The 16,592-nt window shown below is 67.3% G+C and carries 15 protein-coding genes; 14 read left to right on the top strand and 1 reads right to left on the bottom strand.

All coding sequences use genetic code 11. The annotated features are described in order from the left end of the window. The 7 genes from WA317_RS07460 to WA317_RS07430 all read left to right on the top strand — a co-directional run. Positions 1-351 (top strand): M24 family metallopeptidase (locus WA317_RS07460; protein WP_425172427.1); only part of this gene is annotated, 351 nt, incomplete at its 5' end. Positions 352-365: 14 nt separating this feature from the next. Beyond that, positions 366-929, top strand: a complete 564-nt coding sequence (gene efp / locus WA317_RS07455; protein ID WP_425172426.1) for an elongation factor P — start codon at positions 366-368, stop codon at positions 927-929. A gap of 2 nt (positions 930-931) precedes the next feature. Then, positions 932-1,402 carry a transcription antitermination factor NusB gene (gene nusB / locus WA317_RS07450; RefSeq protein ID WP_425172425.1) on the top strand — a complete coding sequence of 157 codons (471 nt, stop codon included), beginning with the start codon at positions 932-934 and terminating at the stop codon, positions 1,400-1,402. Beyond that, on the top strand, positions 1,399-1,788 hold the full coding sequence (locus WA317_RS07445; RefSeq protein ID WP_425172424.1) for an antitermination protein NusB: 390 nt from the start codon (positions 1,399-1,401) through the stop codon (positions 1,786-1,788). Before nusB ends, WA317_RS07445 begins: the two co-directional genes overlap by 4 nt. Before the next feature lie 111 nt (positions 1,789-1,899). Continuing rightward, entirely contained in the window at positions 1,900-4,674 is a 2,775-nt protein-coding gene (locus WA317_RS07440; protein WP_425172423.1) for an aminotransferase class I/II-fold pyridoxal phosphate-dependent enzyme, read from the top strand. Positions 4,675-4,794: 120 nt separating this feature from the next. Next, positions 4,795-5,193, top strand: coding sequence for a hypothetical protein (locus tag WA317_RS07435; protein WP_425172422.1), 399 nt, complete (start codon positions 4,795-4,797; stop codon positions 5,191-5,193). Positions 5,194-5,315: 122 nt separating this feature from the next. Then, on the top strand, positions 5,316-6,401 hold the full coding sequence (locus WA317_RS07430) for a GGDEF domain-containing protein (RefSeq protein ID WP_425172421.1): 1,086 nt from the start codon (positions 5,316-5,318) through the stop codon (positions 6,399-6,401). 39 nt (positions 6,402-6,440) lie between these two features. On the opposite strand, the gene WA317_RS07425 is transcribed toward WA317_RS07430, so the two are convergent. Next, complete coding sequence (locus tag WA317_RS07425) at positions 6,441-7,646, bottom strand: serine hydrolase domain-containing protein (RefSeq protein WP_425172420.1); 1,206 nt, start codon at positions 7,644-7,646, stop codon at positions 6,441-6,443. A 199-nt stretch (positions 7,647-7,845) separates the two neighbouring features. On the opposite strand from WA317_RS07425, the gene pyrR reads away from it, so the two are divergent. The 7 genes from pyrR to pyrF form a co-directional block, all read left to right on the top strand. After that, positions 7,846-8,418, top strand: a complete 573-nt coding sequence (pyrR, locus tag WA317_RS07420; protein WP_425172419.1) for a bifunctional pyr operon transcriptional regulator/uracil phosphoribosyltransferase PyrR — start codon at positions 7,846-7,848, stop codon at positions 8,416-8,418. Then, on the top strand, positions 8,415-9,380 hold the full coding sequence (locus WA317_RS07415) for an aspartate carbamoyltransferase catalytic subunit (protein WP_425172418.1): 966 nt from the start codon (positions 8,415-8,417) through the stop codon (positions 9,378-9,380). Before pyrR ends, WA317_RS07415 begins: the two co-directional genes overlap by 4 nt. Further along, the gene (locus WA317_RS07410) at positions 9,377-10,684 is read left to right on the top strand and encodes a dihydroorotase (RefSeq protein WP_425172417.1); all 1,308 of its coding nucleotides are present in this window, start codon (positions 9,377-9,379) and stop codon (positions 10,682-10,684) included. Before WA317_RS07415 ends, WA317_RS07410 begins: the two co-directional genes overlap by 4 nt. Beyond that, entirely contained in the window at positions 10,681-11,235 is a 555-nt protein-coding gene (locus tag WA317_RS07405; RefSeq protein ID WP_425172416.1) for a transporter, read from the top strand. Before WA317_RS07410 ends, WA317_RS07405 begins: the two co-directional genes overlap by 4 nt. Then, positions 11,232-12,362 carry a glutamine-hydrolyzing carbamoyl-phosphate synthase small subunit gene (gene carA, locus WA317_RS07400; protein WP_425172415.1) on the top strand — a complete coding sequence of 377 codons (1,131 nt, stop codon included), beginning with the start codon at positions 11,232-11,234 and terminating at the stop codon, positions 12,360-12,362. Before WA317_RS07405 ends, carA begins: the two co-directional genes overlap by 4 nt. A gap of 119 nt (positions 12,363-12,481) precedes the next feature. Next, positions 12,482-15,829: a carbamoyl-phosphate synthase large subunit gene (gene carB, locus WA317_RS07395; protein WP_425172414.1), complete on the top strand. Its 3,348-nt coding sequence runs from the start codon at positions 12,482-12,484 to the stop codon at positions 15,827-15,829. A 2-nt stretch (positions 15,830-15,831) separates the two neighbouring features. Next, a partial coding sequence (pyrF, locus tag WA317_RS07390) for an orotidine-5'-phosphate decarboxylase (protein WP_425172413.1) occupies positions 15,832-16,592 on the top strand: 761 nt, incomplete at its 3' end.

The raw sequence follows: 16,592 nt of genomic DNA, 5'->3' as shown, positions 1-16,592 counted from the left end.
CAACAGGCCGGGCGGGCCGCGCTGCATCCCGGAGCGAGCCTGCGCGACGTGGACGGCGCAGCGCGGCAGCTGATCGCCGGCGCCGGCTACGGCGACAACTTCAGTCACGGCCTGGGCCACGGCGTGGGTCTGCAGATCCATGAAGCGCCGGGAATCAACGCATCGGCCGCCGGTACACTACGGGCGGGCTCCGTGGTGACCGTGGAGCCCGGGGTTTATCTGCCTGAGCGCGGCGGCGTCCGCATCGAGGACACGTTGTCCGTGCCCTCCAAAACGCTAGAGACGTCGGAGAAGCCCGGGCAGGCCCCGGAATTGCTGACCCGGTTCCCCAAGGAACTGACCATCGTCTAGGAGATTCACCAACCGTGGCGACGACTGCCGATTTCAAGAACGGGCTCGTGCTGGCGATCGACGGCCAGCTATGGACGATTGTGGAGTTTCAGCATGTCAAACCGGGCAAAGGCCCGGCGTTCGTGCGCACCAAACTGAAGAACGTGTTGTCCGGCAAAGTCGTCGACAGAACCTACAACGCCGGGGTGAAGGTGGACACCGCCACCGTCGATCGGCGCGACACCACCTATCTGTACCGCGACGGCTCCGACTTCGTGTTCATGGACAGCCAGGACTACGAGCAGCACCCGCTGCCGGAGTCGTTGGTCGGCGACTCGGCCCGGTTCCTGCTGGAGGGCATGCCGGTACAGGTTGCTTTCCACAACGGCGCGCCGCTCTACATCGAGCTGCCGGTGAGCGTCGAGCTGGAGGTGACGCACACCGACCCCGGTTTGCAGGGCGACCGGTCGAGCGCGGGCACCAAGCCGGCCACGCTGGAGACCGGCGCTCAGATCAACGTGCCGCTGTTCGTCAACACCGGAGACAAGCTGAAGGTGGACACCCGCGACGGCAACTATCTGGGGCGCGTGAACGCCTGACCATGCGACCGGTCAAGGGGCGGCACCAGGCCCGCAAACGTGCCGTCGACCTGCTGTTCGAAGCCGAGGCCCGCGGCCTGACCCCGGCCGAGGTGGCCGACGCCCGTGCGGCACTCGCCGATGCGAAAGCCGATGTGGCGCCGCTGCACCCCTACACCGTGACGGTGGTGCGCGGAGTCAGCGAGCACAGTGCGCATATCGACGACCTGATCGCCGCGCACCTGCAGGGCTGGACGCTGGAACGGCTGCCCGCAGTGGACCGGGCCGTCTTGCGGGTCGCGGTGTGGGAGTTGTTGCATGCCGACGATGTTCCGGAGCCGGTTGCGGTGGACGAGGCGGTGGAGCTGGCAAAGGAGTTGTCCACCGACGATTCGCCTGGGTTCGTCAACGGCGTGCTGGGCCAGGTGATGCTGTTGACGCCGCAGATCCGAGCGGCTGCGCGCGCGGTGCGCGGGCAGGAGACTTCGCCGTGACCCGGCTGGAGCTGCGGGTCGTCGTCGCCTCCGTGCTGGCGGCGACGGTCGTGCTGGGCGCCGTCGTGTGTGCGGCTTACGGACTGGCATTCGGCGCCGCGGCGCTGGCAATCTATGCGTTGGGTGTCGGCGCCTGGCTGTATCACGCGATCGAGCGCTACGTCATGGCCCGCCGGATCAGCACCGTCCGTTCGGCGGCCAAACCCTTCCAGCCGCTGCTGCCGGTGATGGCCGCGATCATGGGTCTGACCCAGGCCGTGGTTCGCTCGCTCAGCGACGTCGCCGACCTGCCGGCACGGCGATGGGACCTTCCGGTGCGGCGCTGGATGGAGGTCACCCGCGGTGGCCGGCGCGGGGGCGACAGCGACCGCGAGATCGAGAGCTGAGCACGTCCCCAGTTCTACGCTGAAACCCTTGTGGCTCATGCGCCCAAGGCGGACACCGGTAACGTCGACGAAATGACCTCGCGGTAACCGACAAGGGAACACACTGACCAAATGCACCGACATGGCGAGCAAGCCCGACGGCTTCACGTCTCTGCGTTGGCCGCGGCGGCCAACCCGTCGTACTCGCGGATCGACACCTGGAACCTGCTGGATGACGCCTGCCGTGAGCTGGCCGAAGTGGACCGCGGCGGCCTGGACACCCGCCACGAGACCGCCCGGGTGCGGCGGCTGCTCAGCCGGCTCGGCGCCTACGAGCGCTACTGGCTGTACCCCGGCCCGGCCAACCTGGCGAAGTTCAGTCAAAACCTCGGCGCCGGTGCGACGGTCGGGCTGACCAACGCGGTGTGCCTGGCCGCCCGGCTGCTGTCCGAATACGGCGACCGCGCAGCCCTTTTCGACACATCGGCGTCACTGGCCGACCAGGAACTGGTGGCGCGGGCCAAACATCAGCAGTTCTACACCGTCCTGCTCGCCGACGATTCCCCCGTGACGGCTCCGGACAGCCTGGCCGAACAGCTGCGCGCGCTGCAGGACCCGGCAGACGGTGTGCAGGTGGAATTCCTGGTGGTCAGCAGCGTCGAGGACGCCATCACCGCCGTCGCGCTGAACGGCGAGATCCAGGCGGCAATCATCCGCCACGACCTGCCGCTGCGGTCGCACGACCGGGTACCGCTGATGACGACGCTGCTGGGTTACAACGATGACGCCCTCACCGACTGCACCGAAAACTGGATCGAATGCGGCGAATGGATCCGGGAACTGCGCCCGCACATCGACCTCTACCTGCTCACCGACGAGTCGATCGCCGCGGAGACCGAGGACAAGCCCGACCTCTACGACCGCACCTTCTACCGGCTCAACGATGTCACCGACTTGCACAGCACGGTGCTCGCCGGTATCCGAAACCGCTACGCCACCCCCTTTTTCGATGCGCTGCGGGCCTACGCCGCGTCACCGGTCGGCCAGTTCCACGCACTGCCGATTGCACGCGGGGCCAGCATCTTCAATTCCAAGTCGCTGCACGACATGGGTGAGTTCTACGGGCGCAACATCTTCATGGCCGAGACGTCGACCACCTCCGGCGGCCTGGACTCGCTGCTCGACCCGCACGGCAACATCAAGAAAGCCATGGACAAGGCCGCCGTCACCTGGTCTGCCAACCAGACCTACTTCGTCACCAACGGAACGTCGACGGCCAACAAGATCGTCGTGCAGGCCCTGACCCGCCCCGGCGACATCGTTCTGATCGACCGCAACTGCCACAAGTCGCACCACTACGGCCTGGTCCTGGCCGGGGCTTACCCGCTGTACCTGGACGCTTACCCGTTGCAGCCGTACGCGATCTACGGCGCCGTGTCGCTGCACACGATCAAAGAGGCGCTGCTGGACCTCGAAGCGGCCGGGCAACTGCACCGGGTGCGCATGTTGTCGCTCACCAACTGCACGTTCGACGGTGTCGTCTACAACCCGCGCCGGGTCATGGAGGAGGTGCTGGCGATCAAGCCGGACATCTGCTTCCTCTGGGACGAGGCGTGGTATGCGTTCGCCACCGCGGTGCCGTGGGTGCGGCAGCGCACCGCGATGGTCTCCGCGGGCCATCTCGAATCCATGCTGGCGTCGCGCGCCTACGCCGAGGAATATCGGCAGTGGCGTTCGTCGATGGAAGGTGTCGACCGCGCCGAGTGGGTGAACCACCGGCTGCTTCCCGATCCCAAGCGGGCGCGCGTCCGGGTCTATGCCACCCACTCCACGCACAAGTCGCTGTCGGCGCTGCGGCAGGCGTCGATGATCCACGTGCGGGATCAGGACTTCAGGGCGCTCACCCGCGACGCGTTCGGTGAGGCGTTTCTGACCCACACCTCGACATCGCCGAACCAGCAGCTGCTGGCGTCGTTGGACCTGGCGCGCAGGCAAGTCGACATCGAGGGATTCCAGCTCGTCCGCAGCGTTTATGACATGGCACTGGTCTTCCGCCACCGCGTCCGCAAAGACCGGCAGATCAGCAAGTGGTTTCGCATCCTCGACGAATCCGATCTGGTGCCCGACGACTTCCGGGCTTCTGCCGTCAGCTCTTACCGGCAGGTCAGGCAGGGCGCCCTGGCCGAATGGAACGAGGCCTGGCGCTCGGATCAGTTCGTGCTCGACCCGACGCGGGTCACCTTGTTCCTCGGCAAAACCGGGCTCAACGGCTACGACTTTCGCGAGAAGATCCTGATGGACCGCTTCGGCATCCAGATCAACAAGACTTCGATCAACAGCGTGCTGCTGATCTTCACCATCGGCGTCACCTGGTCGAGCGTGCACTACCTGCTTGACGTGTTGCGCCGGGTGGCCGCCGATTTCGACCGCGACCGGGACGCAGCCAGCATCGCCGACCGTGCCCTGCAGGAGCGCCGGATCGTGGAGATCACCGAGGACCTGCCGCCGCTGCCTGACTTCAGTGAATTCGACGAAGCGTTCCGGCCCGAACGTGTCTGCTCGTTCGGTGACATGCGTTCGGCGTTCTACGCCGGTTATGACGAGTCAGACCGTGAGCACGTGCTGCTCGGGGCCGCGGGGCGGCGACTCGCCGAGGGAAAGACGTTGGTGTCCACCACGTTCGTCGTCCCGTACCCACCGGGCTTCCCAGTGCTGGTGCCCGGGCAGGCGATCTCCAAAGGGATCCTCTACTTCCTCGCCGAGCTCGACGTGAAGGAGATTCACGGCTACAACCACGAGCTCGGCTTGTCGGTCTTCACCGAGGCCGCGCTGGCGCGAATCGCCAAGGCGCGGGAGGCGGTAACCGCAGCGGGTGCGCCAGAGGTGGCACCGGCCATCGTCGGCTGAGCTTCCGCCAGGTGGCGCGCAGGCGAATCGGACGCAAATGGTTGTTTCTAAGCGGCCTCTCAGCTATTCTTAACGAACTAGCTCGAAACCGTCGAGGTTGGCATTAGGAACGGAGCGGACATGCGGTTCGCCATTCGCCCTTACGTCATCGCCGGTGTTGCGATGACGGGTGCCGCGAGTGTCGTCGCCCTCATGCCGACCGGGCCGCAGTTGCCCGACGTTCAGGTGCCCGCGGTGCAGCCTGCCGGAACAGCGCACAGCGACCTCGATTTGCACGACCTCATCGGCCTGCTGGGCGTGCCGGACGGCCTGCTCCCGGCTCCCGCGGTGGTGCCGGATCCTGGTACGGAGAGCCTCAGCCCGGCTGGTGAGCTGCCCGAACCGGCCAAGCTGCCCGAACCGGCCAAGCTGCCCGATCCCGCCATCGCGCCGCACGACCTCAGCGGTGGCGGCTTCAGCGCAGCGCCGGGCTCCGTGACGTTGACTGTGCCGGGCGCCGATGCGCCCGCCGGCCAGTAGCCGGAGCCACTCTCCCGACGACGACCATTGACGTCGTCTACAGTGCGTCGATCAGACGGTCGAGATCTGCCAGGCGCTGAGGTTGCCCGCCGCTATCAACGGGGATGCGAGAGAGTGGGCATGTGAACGCGGTGGGGCGGTGGTGGCATCAGAGCGATCACTTTGACTGGCTCACTCTTTACCTGAACATCCGAGGTCTGCGGCTGATATGGCGGGCGGTGATCGCCGCCGTGATCGCCTCGATTGCCGTGGTTCCGGCTGTGGTCTTGCTCAGACCGACCTTGCCGCACTACCCGGCCGCGGTCATGGTGGCACCGGTTTGCAGTGGCTTCGGCGTGTGCGTTGCACTTTCGTGGTTGATCCGCTGGCCCAGCCGCGGCCGATCCCTGTTCTTCTCTCTTGTCGGAAGCGTCTGCATCGCGTCGGCGTGCCTACTGCAAGGCGACCCACTCGCGGGATTGCTGGGTTGTAGCGCGTTTGCCGTGCTCGGCGGCTACATCGCGTTCTTTCACACCCCCCGGGACATGGTGATCAACTTCGCGATCGCCATGACCACCGCTGCGGCGCTCGCGGCGCGCCTCATCCGTTACTACGACACCGTGGTGGCGGGCTGCGCGCTTCTGCTGGTCCTGGTGCTGAATGCGGCGTTTTCATTTGCGGTGCAATGGCTGGTCTATGCGTTGGGCAGCGACTTGAGAAGTTCGAGCCGCGACGCGCTCACGGGTCTATTAACTCGCCGGACGTTTTATCAGTCGACATACGCATTACTGCTGCGCCGCCGGCAAGGGCCAAGTTATCTGGGCGTGGCGTTGATCGATTTGGATAATTTCAAGCGCATCAACGACACTCACGGCCATTCCGCCGGGGACAAAGCTCTGGTCGCGGTGGGCGGCGCCCTTCGCCTGGCCTGCCCGGCCACGTCCACGATCGCCCGCCTCGGCGGTGAAGAATTCGTCGTCGCCGACACCTACCCCACCGACGACCTGCACCACATCGCCGAGAAGTTGCGCGCAGCCATCGCCGCGATCCGCTTCCCCGTTACGGCCAGCGTCGGCATCGTCAGCGCGCCGCTGGGCGCCAGGTTCAAACCCGCCGAGCGTGAACTCATCGATGACCTGGTGCACCTCGCCGACACGGTCATGTACGACGCCAAGCACGCCGGCGGGAACCAAAGCCGATCCACCCGAATCGCGCATGCCGACCTTTAACGCAGTTCCGCTGAGGTCACGCGCCAGTTCGGCCGTTCGCTACAACCCCAGCGCGCGGTAGGTGCGACGCACGAACCTCGGTTGCGCCGCTTGCAGCCTTGCGCGCGACGTATTGCCCGCGACCGCGGCGGCGGCGTCGCTGGAGAAGGTGGGGAAGTTCTGCACCAGGTAAAGCAGGATCAGATTCGCGGTCGGATCGGCCTGCCACCAGGTGCCGTACGCGCCGGGCCAGCTGAACGTGCCCACTCCGCCGGGCCCGAAGAGCGGCGCTGATCTCGCCGGGTCGGTGACCACCGAGAGGTTCAAGCCGAATCCGCGGCCGACCCAGAACGGCGCCCCCAGGAAGTGGTGACGCTTGTGCTCGTCGGTGAGCCGGTCGGTGCGCATCAGGCGCACCGACTCGGCGGACAGCACCGGCACGCCGTCCAGCGTCCCGCCGCGCAACAGCATCTCGATGAAGCGCAGGTAGTCGTCGGCGGTCGACCACAGTCCGCCGCCGGCATTGCAGAACGACGGCGGGGTGATCCGGGGCGGTCCCAGCACGTCGTGTCGCAGTCGGTCGTCGTCGTCCAGGCGGTACATGGTCGCCGCGCGCCGCCGTGCTTCGGGCGAGAGGTGAAAGCCGGTGTCAGACATGCCCAGCGGCTGCAGGATCCGCTCGTCGAGCACTTGGTGGAACGGCTTGTCATCGATTCGGGAGACCAGCACGCCGAGCACGTCGATGGCGTGACTGTAGGTCACCCGATCACCCGGCTGGTGCACCAGCGGTATCCCGGCCAGCGCCGCCAGCCAGGCGTCGGGACCCTGGCCGAACGGCAGCCGGTAGTACGCCCGTGAGATCGGCCCGTCGACGCTGAACGCGTAGGCCAGTCCGCTGGTATGGATCAGCAGGTCTTCGACCAGGATGGCCCGCTGCAACGGCTGGGTGCGCTGCACCGGAGCGCGCCGACTCTCGAGCACCTGCATATCGGCGAACTCCGGCAACCAGCGCACGATCGGGTCGGTCAAGGCCAGCTTTCCCTCGTCGACCAGGCTCATCGCCGCGGCGACGGTCAGCGGCTTGGTCATCGACGCGATGCGAAACACGGTGTCGCGGCTCATCGGAACGCCTGCGTCGAGGTCGCGGTAGCCGATCTCGTTGACCTGCAGCACCTCTCCGTGCCGCCACGCCAGCGTCACTGCCCCGGCCAGCAAACCGGCGTCGCAGGCGTCCCGGATCGACGCCTGGTTACCGTCGAGATTCATCCGGTCGAGGGTACGGCGGTCCGGTCAAGCCGGCACGGTCACCCGGGCACAGCAGGATCCGGTTTTTCTCCTGATCGCTGAGACAATTGTGCTTGCGCGCCCCGCACCGCCGACCGGGCGCACGAGTGCTAGGCTGCCGAGCAGTCGACATCCTTTAACGATCCGTCCCGTGAGGCGGAGAAGGAGGTCAGGATCTCGCATGGGTGCTGCGGGCGACACCAGCTTAGGCAGCGAATCTAGGGAATTGATGTCGGCGGCCGACGTGAGTCGCACCATTTCCCGAATCGCGCACCAGATCATCGAAAAGACCGCCCTCGACGGCGAAGACGCCGGCCCGGTCGTGCTGCTGGGCATACCGACCCGTGGAGTGACGCTGGCCAAGCGGCTGGCGGCCAACATCGCCGAGTTCTCCGGTGTCGAGGTGGCGCACGGCGCCCTGGACATCACGCTGTACCGCGACGACCTGATGCTGCAGCCGCCGCGACCGTTGGCGGACACCTCAATTCCGGCCGGCGGTATCGACGACGCGCTGGTGATCCTCATCGACGACGTGCTGTACTCCGGCCGCTCGGTGCGCTCGGCTCTCGACGCACTGCGCGACGTGGGCCGGCCGCGCATTGTGCAGTTGGCGGTGCTCGTCGACCGCGGCCACCGTGAGTTGCCGCTGCGCGCGGACTATGTCGGCAAGAACGTCCCCACGTCTCGCGGCGAGAGCGTGCATGTGCTGCTTACCGAGCAGGATGGCCGCGACGCGGTGGTGATCTCGCGATGACCCGCCACCTGCTGGCCGCAGGCGACCTCAGCCGCGAGGACGCCACCGCGATCCTTGACGACGCCGACCGGTTCGCTCAGGCGTTGGTGGGCCGCGAGGTCCGCAAGCTGCCCACGCTGCGGGGCCGCACCATCGTCACGATGTTCTACGAGAACTCCACCCGCACCCGGGTGTCATTCGAGGTGGCGGGCAAGTGGATGAGCGCCGACGTGATCAATGTCAGCGCGACGGGATCCTCGGTGGGCAAGGGGGAGTCGTTGCGCGACACGGCGCTGACGCTGCGGGCTGCCGGGGCCGATGCGCTGATCATCCGGCACCCGGCATCGGGTGCGGCGCACCGCTTGGCCGACTGGACTTCTCCTGACCATGCCGGCGGAACCGGCCCGGTGGTGATCAACGCCGGTGACGGCACCCACGAGCACCCGACGCAGGCGTTGCTGGATGCGTTGACCATCCGGCAACGGCTGGGCGGCATCGACGGCCGGCGCATCGTGATCGTTGGCGACATCCTGCACAGCCGGGTCGCCCGCTCGAACGTCATGCTGCTGAACACCCTGGGTGCCGAGGTGGTGCTGGTGGCGCCCCCGACACTGTTGCCCGTCGGCGTCACCGGCTGGCCGGTGACCGTCTCGCACGACTTCGACGCCGAACTGCCCGCCGCCGACGCGGTGCTGATGCTGAGGGTGCAGGCCGAGCGGATGACCGGCGGTTTCTTCCCGTCGGCGCGCGAATATTCGGTGCTTTACGGCCTTTCCGGCCGGCGGCAGGCCATGCTGCCCGGTCATGCCGTGGTGCTGCATCCCGGACCCATGCTGCGCGGCATGGAGATCTCCTCGTCGGTCGCCGACTCGCCGCAATCGGCGGTGCTGCAGCAGGTTTCCAACGGCGTGCATGTCCGGATGGCGGTGCTGTTTCATGTGCTTCTCGGAACGGGCGCCGGCGAAAAGGCAGGTGTGGCGTGAGCGTGCTGATCCGCGGGGTGCGGTGCTACGGCGAGGGCGAGCGTCTCGACGTGCTAGTCGACGATGGTCAGATCGCCGACATCGGTCCGCGGTTGGCAGAGGCCCGAAAGGGCCTCGAAAAAGACATAGAGGTGATCGACGCCGACGGACACGTGCTGTTGCCCGGCCTGGTCGACCTGCACACCCATTTGCGCGAGCCCGGCCGGGAATACGCTGAGGACATCGAAACCGGTTCGGCCGCAGCGGCGCTCGGCGGCTACACCGCGGTGTTCGCCATGCCCAACACCACCCCGGTCGCGGACAGCCCAGTGGTCACCGATCACGTCTGGCACCGCGGTCAGCGGGTCGGGCTGGTCGACGTGCACCCGGTGGGTGCCGTCACCGTCGGGCTCAGCGGAACAGAGCTGACCGAGATGGGGATGATGGCGGCCGGGGCCGCGCGGGTGCGAATGTTCTCCGACGACGGCAACTGCGTCCACGACCCGCTGGTGATGCGTCGTGCCCTCGAGTACGCCACCGGGCTCGGCGTGCTGATTGCCCAACACGCCGAGGAACCCAGGTTGACGGTCGGCGCCGTCGCCCACGAGGGACCCAACGCCGCCAGGCTGGGGTTGGCCGGCTGGCCGCGGGCCGCCGAGGAGTCGATCGTCGCGCGCGATGCCCTGCTCGCCCGCGACGCCGGTGCCCGCGTCCACATCTGCCACGCTTCCACCGCCGGCACCGTAGAGATCCTGAAATGGGCTAAAGCACAGGGCATTTCGATCACCGCCGAAGTGACCCCACATCACCTGTTGCTCGACGACAGCAGGCTGGTGAGCTATGACGGGGTGAATCGCGTCAACCCGCCACTGCGGGAGGCCGCCGACGCCGTCGCGCTGCGGCAAGCCTTGGCCGAAGGTGTCATCGACTGCGTGGCCACCGACCACGCCCCGCACGCCGAGCACGAGAAATGCGTCGAGTTCGCTGCGGCGCGGCCCGGCATGCTGGGGCTGCAGACCGCCCTGTCGGTGGTGGCGCACACCATGGTGAAACCCGGCCTGCTGACCTGGCGCGACGTGGCCGCGGTGATGAGCGAGAAGCCCGCGCGCATCGCCGGGCTGCCCGACCAGGGCCGCCCGTTGGAGGTGGGGGAGCCGGCCAACTTGACCGTCGTCGATCCCGACGCGAACTGGACGGTTGCCGGGTCCGAGCTGGTCAGCCGGTCCGCCAACACGCCATATGAGTCGATGACGTTGCCCGCTACCGTGATTGCGACGCTGCTGCGGGGCAAGGTCACCGCCCGGGACGGGAAAAGCCCGGGATGAACTCTGCCACGCTGGTCGCCTCCCTGATCATCGCCGCGGTGCTCGCGCTGCTGATCGCTTTCTTGATCCAGTTGATGTTGCGCGGCTGGCGGCGTCGCGCGCAGCGGCAGGCCGCGATGATCGGTGCGCTGCCCTCGGTGCCCGAGCGGGTCGGAGCCGCGATCATTCCGCCGACCCGGGGCACATACGTCGGCTGCACGCTAGTGCCGAGTCGGCATGAGCGCGTCGCCGTCGGTGATCTGGGCTACCGCGGCAAGGCGGTGCTGACCCGTTATCCCGAGGGGATCCTGGTGCAACGTTCCGCGGCCAACCCCATCTGGATACCGCAGGAGTCGATCACCGCGCTCCGCACCGAACGCGGCATGCTCGGAAAACCCGGCGCACACAATGGCATCCTGGTGATTCGGTGGCGGCTGCCGTCGGGCGCCGAGATCGACACCGGATTTCGCGGCGAGGACCGCGCGAGTTACGACCACTGGTTGGCGGAGGCCGGAATGGTGCGCGCCGGTGACGATGCAGAGCGAAGCGATGAGGAGGAGCGGCGCTCATGACCCACGCGCAAGACAAGGCATTGCTGGTCCTCGAGGACGGCCGGATCTTCACCGGTAAGCCGTTCGGGGCGATCGGCCAGGCATTGGGTGAAGCGGTGTTCTCCACCGGCATGTCGGGATATCAAGAGACGCTGACCGACCCGAGCTATCACCGCCAGATCGTGGTGGCCACTGCACCGCAGATCGGCAACACCGGCTGGAACAGTGAGGATGCCGAGAGTCGCGGCGACAAGATCTGGGTCGCCGGGTATGCGGTGCGCGACCCCTCGCCGCGGGCCTCGAACTGGCGGGCCACCGGCACGCTGGCAGACGAGTTGGCGCGCCAGCACATCGTCGGGATCGCCGGCATCGATACCCGCGCTGTAGTGCGTCATCTGCGCAGCCGCGGTTCGATGAGAGCCGGGGTGTTCTCCGGTGTCGCGCTTGCCGAGCCGGACGACCTGGTGGCCAGAGTCCGGGACCAGGAGCCCATGCTGGGCGCCGATCTGGCCGGCGAGGTGACCACCCCGGGCGGCTATCTCGTCGAACCGGACGGGCCGCAACGATTCACTGTGGCCGCGATCGATCTGGGCATCAAGACCAACACGCCGCGCAACTTCGCCCGGCGCGGAGTCCGCAGCCATGTGCTGCCGTCGTCGGCGACGTTCGAGCAGATCGCTGAACTCAACCCGGACGGTGTCTTCCTGTCCAACGGTCCGGGCGACCCCGCCACGGCCGATCACATCGTGGCGGTGACCCGCGACGTGCTGGGCGCCGGGATCCCGTTGTTCGGCATCTGCTTCGGCAACCAGATCCTGGGACGCGCGCTGGGTCTGTGCACGTACAAGATGGTGTTCGGGCATCGCGGCATCAACGTCCCGGTCATCGACCACGCGACCGGACGAGTCGCGGTCACCGCCCAGAACCACGGGTTCGCGCTGGAAGGTGAGGCCGGCCAGCGGTTCGACACGCCGTTCGGGCCGGCCGTCGTCAGCCACACCTGCGCCAACGACGGCGTTGTCGAAGGCGTCAAACTCGTTGACGGTAAGGCATTCTCAGTGCAGTACCACCCGGAGGCCGCCGGCGGCCCGCACGACGCCGAGTATCTGTTCGACCAATTCCTCGACCTGATGGCAGGCGAGCAGTGACTCCCTCTTCCCCCGCGAGCACCCCCACCTCCCACGCGAGCGCGCGTGTTTGCACGCCGACACGCCGTAGACCGCGTACAACTGCGCACCGTCGCGCCCGGACCGAAGGGGGGCGGTAGTTGCCGCGCCGCACCGACTTGCGCCACGTCCTGGTGATCGGCTCCGGGCCGATCGTCATCGGGCAGGCCTCCGAGTTCGACTACTCCGGCACCCAGGCGTGCCGGGTGCTCAAAGCCGAAGGGCTGCAGGTCAGCCTGGTCAACTCCAACCCGGCCACCATCATGACCGACCCGGAGTACGCCGATCACACCTATGTCGAGCCGATCACCGCGGCATTTGTCGAGCGGGTGATCGCCCAGCAAGCGCAGCGGGGCAACAAGATCGACGCGCTGCTGGCCACCCTGGGGGGGCAGACCGCGTTGAACACCGCGGTCGCGCTGTATGAGAACGGAGCCCTCGAGCGCTACGGCGTCGAACTCATCGGCGCCGACTTCGACGCCATTCAGCGCGGCGAAGACCGGCAGCGGTTCAAAGACATCGTTGCCAAGGTCGGCGGTGAATCCGCCCGCAGCCGAGTCTGTTTCACCATGGACGAGGTGCGCGAAACGGTCGCGGAGTTAGGCCTGCCCGTCGTCGTTCGGCCCTCGTTCACCATGGGCGGGCTGGGCTCGGGCATGGCGCACACCGCCGAGGAGGTCGACCGGATAGCGGGCGCCGGGCTGGCCGCCTCGCCGAGCGCCAATGTGCTGATCGAGGAATCCATCTTCGGCTGGAAGGAATTCGAGCTCGAGCTGATGCGCGACGGTCACGACAACGTGGTGGTCGTCTGCTCGATCGAGAACGTCGACCCGATGGGTGTGCACACCGGCGACTCGGTCACCGTCGCGCCGGCCATGACGCTGACCGACCGCGAATACCAACGGATGCGCGACCTGGCGATCGCCATCCTGCGTGAAGTCGGCGTGGACACCGGCGGCTGCAACATCCAGTTCGCGGTCGACCCCAGCGACGGCCGGCTGATCGTCGTCGAGATGAACCCGCGGGTCTCGCGGTCGAGCGCACTGGCGTCGAAAGCCACCGGTTTCCCGATCGCCAAGATCGCCGCGAAACTGGCGATCGGCTACACCCTCGACGAGATTGTCAACGACATCACCAAGGAGACCCCGGCCTGCTTTGAACCCACCCTGGACTACGTCGTGGTCAAGGCGCCGCGGTTCGCCTTCGAGAAGTTTCCCGGCGCCGACCCGACCCTGACCACCACGATGAAGTCCGTCGGCGAAGCAATGTCGTTGGGCCGCAACTTCGTCGAGGCTCTCGGCAAGGTGATGCGATCGCTGGAAACCAGCCGCGCCGGATTCTGGACGAAACCGGACACCCCCGGAGACGCGGACGCCGCCCTCGAGCGCCTGCGCACCCCGTCCGAAGGCCGGCTCTACGACATCGAGCTGGCGCTGCGGCTGGGAGCTTCCGTGGACGAGGTGTCGGAGGCCTCCGGCGTCGACCCGTGGTTCGTCGCGCAGATCAGCGAACTGACCGAACTGCGCGCCGAACTGGTGGACGCCGCGGTGCTCGACGGCGACCTGCTCCGGCGTGCCAAGCACAGCGGGCTGTCTGACGGCCAGATCGCGGCGTTGCGACCGGAATTGGCCGGTGAGGACGGTGTCCGGTCGCTGCGCAGGCGGCTCGGCATCCACCCGGTGTACAAAACGGTGGATACCTGCGCCGCAGAGTTCGACGCCAAAACGCCCTACCACTACAGCAGCTACGAGCTCGACCCGGCCGCCGAGACAGAGGTGGCCCCGCAGACCGAGAAGCCCAAAGTGCTGATCTTGGGGTCCGGGCCGAACCGCATCGGTCAGGGCATCGAGTTCGACTACAGCTGTGTACACGCGGCGACGACGTTGTCGCAGGCCGGTTTCGAGACCGTGATGGTCAACTGCAACCCCGAGACGGTGTCCACCGACTACGACACCGCCGACCGGCTCTACTTCGAGCCGTTGACGTTCGAGGACGTCTTGGAGGTTTTTCTCGCCGAAGCTGAGTCCGCAGAAGGCGGCCCTGGTGTCGCCGGGGTCATCGTGCAACTCGGCGGTCAGACCCCGCTCGGGCTGGCACAACTACTGGCCGACGCCGGAGTGCCGATCGTCGGGACCCCGCCGGAGGCCATCGACCTCGCAGAAGACCGTGGCGCGTTCGGTGACTTGCTCACCGCCGCGGGACTGCCCGCTCCGCGCTATGGCATGGCGACGACCTTCGACCAGGCCCGTCGCATCGCCGCCGACATCGGCTATCCGGTCCTGGTCCGGCCGTCCTATGTGCTCGGTGGCCGCGGCATGGAGATCGTCTACGACGAGGTGACGCTGCGGGGCTACATCACCCGCGCCACCGAACTGTCGCCCGAACATCCGGTGCTGGTGGACCGCTTCCTGGAGGATGCGATCGAAATCGACGTCGACGCGTTGTGCGACGGCAGCGAGGTCTACATCGGCGGGATCATGGAGCACATCGAGGAAGCCGGCATCCACTCCGGCGACTCGGCGTGCGCGCTGCCGCCGGTCACGCTGGGTCGCACCGACATCGAGAAAGTTCGTCACGCCACTGAGGCCATCGCGCACGGCATTGGCGTGGTCGGGCTGCTCAATGTGCAGTTCGCGCTGAAAGACGATGTGCTGTATGTGCTGGAGGCCAATCCGCGGGCCAGTCGCACGGTGCCCTTCGTTTCGAAGGCCACGGCGATACCGCTGGCCAAGGCGTGCGCGCGAATCATGTTGGGCGCAAAGATATCGGCGCTTCGCGAGGAGGGAATCCTGGCACCCGTCGGGGATGGCAGCACCGCCGCGACGTATGCCCCGATCGCGGTCAAGGAAGCAGTGTTGCCGTTCAACCGATTCCGGCGAGCCGACGGCTCGGGCGTCGACTCGCTGCTGGGTCCGGAGATGAAATCCACCGGCGAGGTCATGGGCATCGACCGCGACTTCGGCAGCGCCTTCGCCAAAAGTCAGACCGCCGCCTACGGTTCGCTGCCCGTCGACGGCACCGTGTTCGTGTCCGTCGCCAACCGGGACAAGCGGTCACTGGTGTTTCCCGTCAAGCGCCTCGCCGACCTGGGCTTTCGGGTGCTGGCCACCGAAGGCACCGCAGAGATGTTGCGCCGCAATGGTATTCCGTGCGAAGTGGTTCGTAAGCATTTCGAAGAGCCGAGGGCGGACCGCCCGGTGCTGTCGGCGGTCGAGGCGATCCGCGCCGGTGAGGTCGACATGGTGATCAACACCCCCTACGGCAATTACGGCCCCCGCATCGACGGCTACGAGATTCGCTCGGCGGCGGTGTCGATGAACATCCCCTGTGTGACGACCGTGCAGGGGGCGTCGGCCGCCGTGCAAGGCATTGAAGCCGGCATCCGCGGTGACATCGGGGTGCGGTCGCTGCAGGAGCTGCACGCCGCGCTGAGCGACGGGGGACATTAGCGATGCCCGGGTTCGGCGCCCGGCTGCGTGACGCGATCACCGGCAGAGGACCGCTGTGCCTGGGCATCGACCCGCACCCCGAGCTGCTGCGCGCGTGGGAGCTACCGGTGACGGCCGACGGTCTGGCGGCGTTCTGCGACAAGTGCGTCGAGGCGTACGCCGGTTTCGCCGTCGTCAAACCGCAGGTCGCGTTCTTCGAGATGTACGGCGCCGCCGGGTACGCGGTGCTGGAACGCACGATGGCCGAACTGCGCGAGGCGGGCGTGCTGGTACTGGCCGACGCCAAGCGCGGTGACATCGGGTCGACGATGGCGGCCTACGCCACGGCTTGGGCGGGTGATTCGCCGCTGGCCGCTGACGCCGTCACCGCGTCGCCTTATTTGGGCTTCGGCTCGCTGCGGCCACTGCTGGAAGCCGCCGCGGCCAACGACCGAGGGGTGTTCGTACTGGCGGCCACGTCGAACCCGGAGGGCGCGAACGTGCAGCGCGCCAGCACCGGCGGCGGCCGGACGGTGGCGCAGCTGGTTGTCGACCAGGCGGCGGTGATCAACCGGACCGAAGGCCAGTCCGCCAATCCAGGGGAGCCCGGTTCGGTCGGGGTGGTCGTCGGAGCCACGGTGTTCAAACCACCCGATCTCAGTAATCTCGGCGGACCGGTGCTGGTGCCGGGTATCGGCGTGCAGGGCGGCCGCCCGGACTCGCTCAGGCAGTTGGGGGCACCGCCCGGCGCATTGTTGCCGGCGGTGGCGCGCGAGGTGCTGCG

Source organism: Mycobacterium sp., from assembly GCF_049802695.1.
Classification (GTDB): Bacteria; Actinomycetota; Actinomycetes; order Mycobacteriales; family Mycobacteriaceae; genus Mycobacterium.
This window is presented reverse-complemented; position numbering and strand designations above follow the sequence as displayed.